Here is a 7,878-nt window from a genome sequence, read left to right on the forward strand (position 1 = left end):
CATCATCGGTTTGCTTCATCCCTCTGTCCCAGTCCATATGTTGGATCAAGGCAGACTAGCTTTAAACATATTTAAACTTATTGAAAAAGGTATAGTTCTCATCAGGATACTACCCTCAAGCAAAATTATACAGAATTGTTGTCCTTTTTTCCAGCAAAACTTTACAATATGTACTTAGTGTAAAGAAAGGTTTCTTTAGTCTTAATCGTTGTCATTACTGCAAGGAACTTAACACCTTTGCCCGTAGATCTATCAGACTCCGTTGCGTGAAACTTTATGAATTAAAAAGCAAGTAAACGAAAGAATTCCTTTATATATTACATAATAGATATATCAGCCGAATGAATATAATGTATGTTATCCATTTCATCCTTCATCATAAGTACACCTTCATCTGTTATACCCAAAGCTTCACCTTTCTTCGTTTCATTTAACGTTGTTACTACAATATTTTTACCAATACTTACTGCATAACTTTCCCATAACAGCTTAACGAATAAAAAGCCGTGTTTTAAATATTCAAAATACAACTTTTCAAACTTTAATAGGATGTGTTGAATCAATTCAGCTCGATTGAGTTTGTTCCCAGTTTCTATCGCTAATGATGTGGCAGTTTTGTCAATCCCTTCTGGAAAATCACTTGTTTGTTGATTGACATTTATTCCAACACCAATGATAACAGAATGAATACACTCAGGCTCAGCTTGAAGCTCTGTTAATACACCCACTACCTTTTTACCATTCACTAAAATGTCATTAGGCCACTTAATTTTAGGCGACAAATGAGTAAGTTCTTCAATACCTTGTGCAACAGCTACAGCTGTGAGCAATGTAAGCTGAGGAGCTTGTTGAGGAGGAATATTAGGTCTGACTATTAAACTCATCCAAATCCCTGTCCCCTTTGGAGAGAACCAAGATCTATTCAGTCTGCCTCGACCTTCTGTTTGCTCTTCAGCTAGAACGATCGTTCCTTCCTTTACACCTTCATGTGCAAGTGTATGAGCAACCCTTTGTGTTGACGTAACTTTCTCTTGAAACTGCACGTTCCTACCCATTACTTTTGTTTGTAAACCAAGCTGTATTTCGTTACTTGAAATCTTATTAGGTTTTTTGGTAATTCTGTAGCCTTTTCGACGGACTGCCTCTAGCTCATACCCTTCGTTCCGTAAATCTTCAATATGTTTCCAAACGGCCGTTCGAGTGCAACCAAGTAGTTCACTTATTTTTTGCCCTGATATAAATTCATCTCCAGCACCGGTGAAAGCTTCTAACAATTGTTTTCTAGTTTCAGATTGCAATGTAACAGCCACTCCTTTATGTTCTCTACTTCATTTTCAACCTCTCCATTTACAATTGCCATCTCAATATTGTTAATATATTCTTTTAACCAAGGGCCAGGTTTTTTATTAAACCAAGCTTGCAGGTCATTTCCATTAACTGCTAACTGCTTTCGAGAAATGATTGGTAAACTAGCGTACATTTTTTTTATATTATGCAGCCTTTCTATACCATCATTTTGATGTATAACAGCCCTTATACGCTCAACTTGTTCTGCATGTTCTAGTCCACATTGATACAGTGTAGTCATTGTCCATTCTGATGCTAATAACATGTTAAAATAACGTATGTTTATTTCTACACTTCTAATTATTTTTACCGGCAATTTCCACGAACGCAAAAACTTTCCTGGTGTTTCAACTTTTAATAATATTGTAAATAAAGTCCAAAACTCTTCGTTTTTTAGAAGTAAGTGCCATTTATACTTTGCCAGTTGTTCAAATTCGCTTTGTTTATTCGCACAATGAGGCAAAAATTTATATATTTTAAGTTCAGCTAGTAATTGAAAAGCTATATGAATATTATTTCCTCTCATAATTTTTTCAAACTCAGCTGTAATTCTTTCAACAGAAATATGTTTTAATATGTTGTTACATCGGCTTATCCCAGCTTTCGTATCATCACTTAAGAAAAAGGACAGTTGACTAACAAAGCGTATAGCTCGTAACATCCGTAAACCATCTTCATTAAATCGTTCTGTTGGGTCACCTACACAACGAATCATCTGTTTTTGTATATCAGCTTGACCATCAAAAGGATCAATTAAGTCTCCATAGGCGGTCATTGCAATTGCATTAATTGTAAAGTCACGCCTCTGTAAATCTTCCGAAAGAGAGCTAATAAACGTAACGTCCTTAGGACGTCTATGTTCCTCATAATCCCCTTCATTTCGAAATGTTGTTACTTCAAATGATTCACCTTTGTGAAGCACAACGACTGTACCGTGGCGGATACCCACATCAATTGTCTTCGGAAACAGCTCTATAACTTGTTGAGGTAACGCTGAAGTTGCAATATCAACGTCACCTATTTCACGATGCAATAACATATCTCTTACTGCTCCCCCAACAAAATACGCTTCGAATCCTGCCTGCTGTATTGTTTGGATAATATATGTTGGTAGCTCAAACGGATCTTGTAACATAAGATATCTCCTTTTATTAAACCTTCATGATTCTATATGTTAATAACATCAAACTCCTCAACTAGTTTGAACTAATAAAATTAGAGCGTAACTTCATGTTTAGGATAAATTACAACATTTCAACTTGAAGATAGGATGTTTTGCATCATTTTATAAATAGACTTTCACTGCATTAATTGTTGCTTATTTAATTATGAAATAAATACTTATAAACAAATCCTTCGTGACACATTTCTTATATAATAAAGTCAATTACGTAAATTTTGCTGTCCTAAATTAGTCTCAATTGCAAACAAAGTTTATTAAAAGAGCCTTTGGAAAAAATTAAAGCAGTTTATGAAAAAAATCTCATTTTACAATGTCGACACTACGGTTTAGTAAAGTAAAATATAAACGTTCATATTGTTCAACTATTTTAGTGGAATGAAACTTTTCTTTTACAGTTGAAACAGCTGCTTCAGACATTTGTTTGTGTAATTGATCATCTGTCAGAATTTGCACTGCTTTTTTTGCAACATCTTCTATATCTCCGACCTGACTAATGTAGCCATTTTCTCCAGGAGTGATTACTTCTGGAATTCCACCAATATTTGTACCAATACCTGGCACACCACAAGCGAATGCCTCAAGTAATACGAGGCCGAAACTTTCCTTTTCAGACAAGAGTAGTGTTAAATCACTAATTGAGTATAACTCCTCAACATTTTCTTGTTTACCTAAAAAAAGTACTTTATCAGTCAATTGTAAATCGTTTACCAACTTACAAACAACTGTCACCTCAGGGCCATCCCCGATTAGCAGCAGCTTCGACTTTACTTGTTTTGCAATGATATTGAATGCTTTTACAACATCAGTGACTCTTTTTACTTGACGAAAATTCGATACATGGATAATAACTTTATCTTCTTCGTCTATACCATACTCAGCTTTTAGATTTTGGACGGCTTCTTTTTTAGAATACACACGCTCATCAACAAAATTATAAACAGTTGTGATTTCTTTCTTAACATCAAGTAAGTCATACGTTTGCTCAACAAGTGAATTAGAAACAGCTGTTACAACATCTGAGTTTTCGATTCCAAATTTTATCATATCACTCAATGATGGGTCATAGCCAAGAACTGTAATATCAGTACCGTGTAATGTCGTTACAATTTTCAGCTTCTCATCTCCAACCATTTGCTTAGCTAAATAAGCACAAACAGCATGAGGTATAGCATAATGAACATGTAATAAATCCAATTGTTCACGTTTTGCTACTTCTGCCATTTTTGACGCTAATGAAAGGTCATAGGGAGCATATTTAAAAACAGAATATTGGTTGATTTCTACCTCATGATAATAAATATTACAATACAACTTGTTGAGCCTAAATGGCATGCTTGATGAAATAAAATGAATTTCATGCCCTCTTTCTGCTAACATTTTACCTAGCTCAGTTGCAATAACACCCGACCCTCCCACTGAGGGGTAACAAGTGATACCAATTTTCATCTTCATTTACACTCTCCTAACAAATCATGTTTCATAAGCAAAGGCTTTTTACTAATAAACCCTTCTGCATAATCAACGCCAACCTCTTTGCCGAATAATCTTTCTCTACTTTTTACTGTCTCTATGTATCCATTGGTTAATGGAGTATCAATTGAATCATTTACCTTCGTAAATTGACTTTTATATGCTCTTAGACTATTTAGCTTTTGTTCTATAGTTTGTGATATATCAATTACAAAAGTAGGTTTATGAAAGCCATTGATCATATAAAAATATAATGATGATACTTTATGTGCTGCTAAACGTTTGTTATCTTCGTAATTCTTAATTCCAGCTGAAAATACTGCTTCCTCTACAAGATGTGCGCAATTCCCATGATCCGGGTGCCGATCGTCAAAATAAGGTACAAAAACAATATTTGGTCGATAGAAGCGAATTTTCTCAACAATTAACTTAATATATTCTTCTTTTTTGTATAAACCACGATCCGGAAGTTGTAAATTTAACCGTTCACTAATAGATAGTATAGCAGATGCCTGCATAGCCTCTTGCTTTCTAATATCAACTGTTCCGTTTGAAGATAACTCGGCTTCTGTTAAATCACATATGCCGATTTTGAATCCATTATTAGTATATTTGGCAATCGTGCCACCCATGCCAATTTCTACATCATCAGCATGAGCACCGAATGCGAGCATATCTAGTTTCATGTCTGTTCACCTTGTTGTTCGTGAATAATTGAGCGCCACTGGAATTCTCCTCGTTCTAGCCCTTTGACCAAAATCTCAGCTGTTCCCATATTTGTTGCTAATGGAATCGCGTACACATCACAAAGTCGAATTAAAGCAGTTACGTCTGGCTCATGAGGCTGCGGAGTTAATGGGTCACGAAAAAATATAACCATATCCATTTTATTGTTTGCTACCATCGCTCCAATTTCTTGGTCACCCCCAAGTGGGCCTGATTGAAAACGATGGATCTTCAAGTTAGTAGCTTCAGAAATTTTTTGTCCTGTCGTACCAGTCGCATAAAGTTCATGTTTTTCCAATGTCGATAAATAAGCTGTTGCGAATTGAATTAAATCATTTTTCTTTTTATCATGGGCTACAAGTGCTATTTTCATCTTGCTCCTCCATTATGCAATAATATTTTCTAAGCCATATACTAAATGATCAAGTTTCATAACAGTTTCAATTGAAATCTTCACGCCTGTCATGAATGATTCTCTATTATATGAATCATGGCGAATTGTTAAGGTTTGTCCATTTCCCCCAAATAATACTTGCTGATGTGCTATCAAACCAGGTAGTCTCACACTATGTATATGCATCCCATCAATATTGGCTCCTCTAGCACCTGCTACTGCCTCATGTTCATCAGGATGCCCTTGTTGTTTTGCCTCTCTCTCCGCTGATATCAATTGTGCTGTTTTTATAGCCGTACCAGAAGGAGCGTCTAATTTCTGATCATGGTGTAGTTCAATAATTTCGATGTCCGGAAAATATTTAGCAGCCATTTGTGAAAATTTCATCATAAGTACAGCACCAACAGCAAAATTCGGGGCTATTATCGTACCAAGTTTTTTGCTTGCAGCTAATTCAGTAACTCTTGCTAAGTCTTCAGCTGAGAAACCAGTTGTTCCAACAACAGGTCTAACACCATATTGTAAAGCTATTTCTGTATGTCTTTTACCAATTTCTGGTGTAGTTAAATCTACTAACACGTCTGCTTGGTGAGCTTGTAAACAATTCTCTAAATTAGTATAAATCGGTGTATCCATGTTAGGTAAACCGTTAATATCAGAGATAAGTTGCCCATCATGTTTGCGATCTACCGCTCCTACTAAAGAAAATTCCTTTGTATTATGTATTAAATGTAAGGCCTCTTTACCCATTCTACCTCTAGGGCCTGCAAGAACAATGTTAATTTGTTCAGCCATTGTCATTCTCCTTTCGCTTTTAAAGTCCAGCGATTTTTATCTCTAGTTTGAAATTTATCCATTACACGATCGTGCGCAGTTTCTAAATTTATGTCGAGGGAATTTGCTAAACAAATTAATACAAAGAGCATATCACCAAGTTCTTCTTCAATTTCCCGTTCATTCTCAGTATCCTTCTTTTGCTTTTCACCGTAATAATGATTTATTTCACGTGCTAGTTCTCCAAGCTCTTCAGTCATTCTAGCCATCATTGCTAATGGGCTAAAATAACCTTCTTTAAATTGATTAATATATTGATCAACTTCAAGCTGGATTTCATTTAATGTTTTAGTCATTCATAACCACCTCTTTCTCATCTTACATGTTAGCCAAAAGCTACTCATTTGACAAATGTTTCGTTTTTCAATTGACCCTTTTATCCATTATTTCATCTATTGTAACTATCGGCTAGTTCAAATATAATAAGAAAAGTTGGGGCACTAAAATTCACTTATAATAAGAGTATGTTATGTTGTCTTAGGTGAAATGACGTTATCCTTGCTCGGCCGACAAGATACGATCAGTTGATTCTGAAACAGGACATAAATACCCTTATGAACCGATAAAGCTCCAAAAAGATAGGCAAGCTCTTGCCCTTCGTTTTATATGCAAGATACATAACATCAGACTCTTTTCGTAAAATTTGTTGCTGTACCAAAAAGGTGGTTTTATACTGTAAGTCATCGTTGTACTGAAGAAAAGATACCACGAACGCTAGTTTGTACGGTTTATTTCTAAATACGATAAACAACAATCAATGCGAAAACAGTCTAACATAAAAGGTTTAAGTGTAATACGATTTAATCTGACTACTGTTTTTGGAGGACGTTATGCAATTAGGAATCAGAACTAAAAATATCTTATTTATTTTACTAGGATCAGCAATTTTCGCATTTGGACTCGTTCATTTTAATATGCAAAATAACCTTGCCGAAGGTGGATTTACTGGTATTACTTTGCTATTATTCTTTACTCTAAAAATAGATCCGGCATATTCGAATTTATTGTTAAATATTCCAATGTTTATTCTCGGTTGGAGGTTACTTGGCAGACAGGCATTTTTGTATACGGTCATTGGAACAGTAGGCTTGTCAGTCTTTTTATGGATTTTCCAGCGCTATACTATTCAAATGCCATTAAATGAGGATTTAACTTTAGCAGCATTATTTGCAGGAGTCTTTATTGGTGTTGGTTTAGGCATCATTTTTCGCTTTGGTGGAACTACCGGTGGTGTAGATATACTTGCTAGATTAGCACATAAATACATTGGCTGGAGCATGGGAAAAACAATGTTCTTATTTGATGCAGCAGTCATTACGCTTTCACTTATCGTATATTTAACATATCAGGAAGCAATGTATACACTCGTTGCAGTATTTGTTGGAGCTCGTGTCATTGATTTCATGCAGGAAGGTGCATATGCTGCCAAAGGGGCTACGATTATCTCAGATAAAAATGAAGAAATAGCTGAAAAAATTTTGAAAGAAATGGATAGAGGAGCAACTTTCTTGAAAGCACAGGGCTCATTTTCTAAAATTGATAAAAATGTCTTATATTGTGTTGTAGGAAAAAATGAAATCGTCCGCTTAAAGAACGTTATTACATCTATTGATCCTCACGCTTTCGTTGCAGTAAGTGATGTCCATGACGTATTAGGTGAAGGTTTCACACTTGACGAAAATAAAAAACCACTCGAACGTTAACTCATGATTACATAGATGAGTTTGTACAACAAAGTTCATTACGTTAGGTCTTAGATAAGGAAAAATGCGGATTTAAAGCAAATAAAAGACCAGGATAAATTGTAATATGTACCCTTTGTAAAGGACATTTAAAAAAAGACTATGCTACTTTAAGGAGATGATTTCTGTATTGAACAGGAGTCATCTTCTTTAAGTTCCATTGATATCTATAAATATTATAG

8 protein-coding genes are annotated in these 7,878 nt (G+C 35.1%); 1 reads left to right on the forward strand and 7 read right to left on the reverse strand.

Annotated elements, in window-relative coordinates:
- Positions 1–317: 317 nt before the first annotated feature.
- From ACSVDA_RS16195 to ACSVDA_RS16225, 7 genes are all read right to left on the reverse strand, one after another.
- Positions 318–1,310: a biotin--[acetyl-CoA-carboxylase] ligase gene (locus ACSVDA_RS16195; protein ID WP_485884447.1), complete on the reverse strand. Its 993-nt coding sequence runs from the start codon at positions 1,308–1,310 to the stop codon at positions 318–320.
- On the reverse strand, positions 1,268–2,482 hold the full coding sequence (locus ACSVDA_RS16200; protein WP_485884448.1) for a CCA tRNA nucleotidyltransferase: 1,215 nt from the start codon (positions 2,480–2,482) through the stop codon (positions 1,268–1,270). Before ACSVDA_RS16200 ends, ACSVDA_RS16195 begins: the two co-directional genes overlap by 43 nt.
- Before the next feature lie 348 nt (positions 2,483–2,830).
- Positions 2,831–3,982 (reverse strand): N-acetyl-alpha-D-glucosaminyl L-malate synthase BshA, encoded by a 1,152-nt coding sequence (bshA, locus tag ACSVDA_RS16205; RefSeq protein ID WP_320210052.1) that lies wholly within the window; start codon positions 3,980–3,982, stop codon positions 2,831–2,833.
- On the reverse strand, positions 3,979–4,686 hold the full coding sequence (gene bshB1 / locus ACSVDA_RS16210) for a bacillithiol biosynthesis deacetylase BshB1 (protein ID WP_485884449.1): 708 nt from the start codon (positions 4,684–4,686) through the stop codon (positions 3,979–3,981). The genes bshA and bshB1 overlap by 4 nt, the downstream gene beginning before the upstream one ends.
- Positions 4,683–5,099 (reverse strand): methylglyoxal synthase, encoded by a 417-nt coding sequence (locus tag ACSVDA_RS16215; RefSeq protein ID WP_485884450.1) that lies wholly within the window; start codon positions 5,097–5,099, stop codon positions 4,683–4,685. The genes bshB1 and ACSVDA_RS16215 overlap by 4 nt, the downstream gene beginning before the upstream one ends.
- Positions 5,100–5,111: 12 nt before the next feature.
- Entirely contained in the window at positions 5,112–5,915 is an 804-nt protein-coding gene (dapB, locus tag ACSVDA_RS16220) for a 4-hydroxy-tetrahydrodipicolinate reductase (RefSeq protein ID WP_485884451.1), read from the reverse strand.
- Positions 5,916–5,917: 2 nt separating this feature from the next.
- The gene (locus ACSVDA_RS16225) at positions 5,918–6,250 is read right to left on the reverse strand and encodes a nucleotide pyrophosphohydrolase (protein ID WP_485884452.1); all 333 of its coding nucleotides are present in this window, start codon (positions 6,248–6,250) and stop codon (positions 5,918–5,920) included.
- Between the two features lie 534 nt (positions 6,251–6,784).
- Between ACSVDA_RS16225 and ACSVDA_RS16230 the strand changes: the two genes are divergently transcribed.
- Positions 6,785–7,657: a YitT family protein gene (locus tag ACSVDA_RS16230; RefSeq protein ID WP_485884453.1), complete on the forward strand. Its 873-nt coding sequence runs from the start codon at positions 6,785–6,787 to the stop codon at positions 7,655–7,657.
- Positions 7,658–7,878: the final 221 nt, after the last annotated feature.

Origin of the sequence: Cytobacillus sp. Hm23 (assembly GCF_051842895.1) — a bacterium.
GTDB lineage: Bacteria > Bacillota > Bacilli > Bacillales > SM2101 > Nanhaiella.

What these genes read in the sequence shown, in the direction of transcription:
- bshB1 (WP_485884449.1), bottom strand. Translation starts at nt 4,686, where the DNA reads ATGAAACTAGATATGCTCGCATTCGGTGCTCATGCTGATGATGTAGAA.
- ACSVDA_RS16215 (WP_485884450.1), bottom strand. Translation starts at nt 5,099, where the DNA reads ATGAAAATAGCACTTGTAGCCCATGATAAAAAGAAAAATGATTTAATT.
- dapB (WP_485884451.1), bottom strand. Translation starts at nt 5,915, where the DNA reads ATGGCTGAACAAATTAACATTGTTCTTGCAGGCCCTAGAGGTAGAATG.
- ACSVDA_RS16230 (WP_485884453.1), top strand. Translation starts at nt 6,785, where the DNA reads ATGCAATTAGGAATCAGAACTAAAAATATCTTATTTATTTTACTAGGA.
- ACSVDA_RS16200 (WP_485884448.1), bottom strand. Translation starts at nt 2,482, where the DNA reads ATGTTACAAGATCCGTTTGAGCTACCAACATATATTATCCAAACAATA.
- ACSVDA_RS16225 (WP_485884452.1), bottom strand. Translation starts at nt 6,250, where the DNA reads ATGACTAAAACATTAAATGAAATCCAGCTTGAAGTTGATCAATATATT.
- bshA (WP_320210052.1), bottom strand. Translation starts at nt 3,982, where the DNA reads ATGAAGATGAAAATTGGTATCACTTGTTACCCCTCAGTGGGAGGGTCG.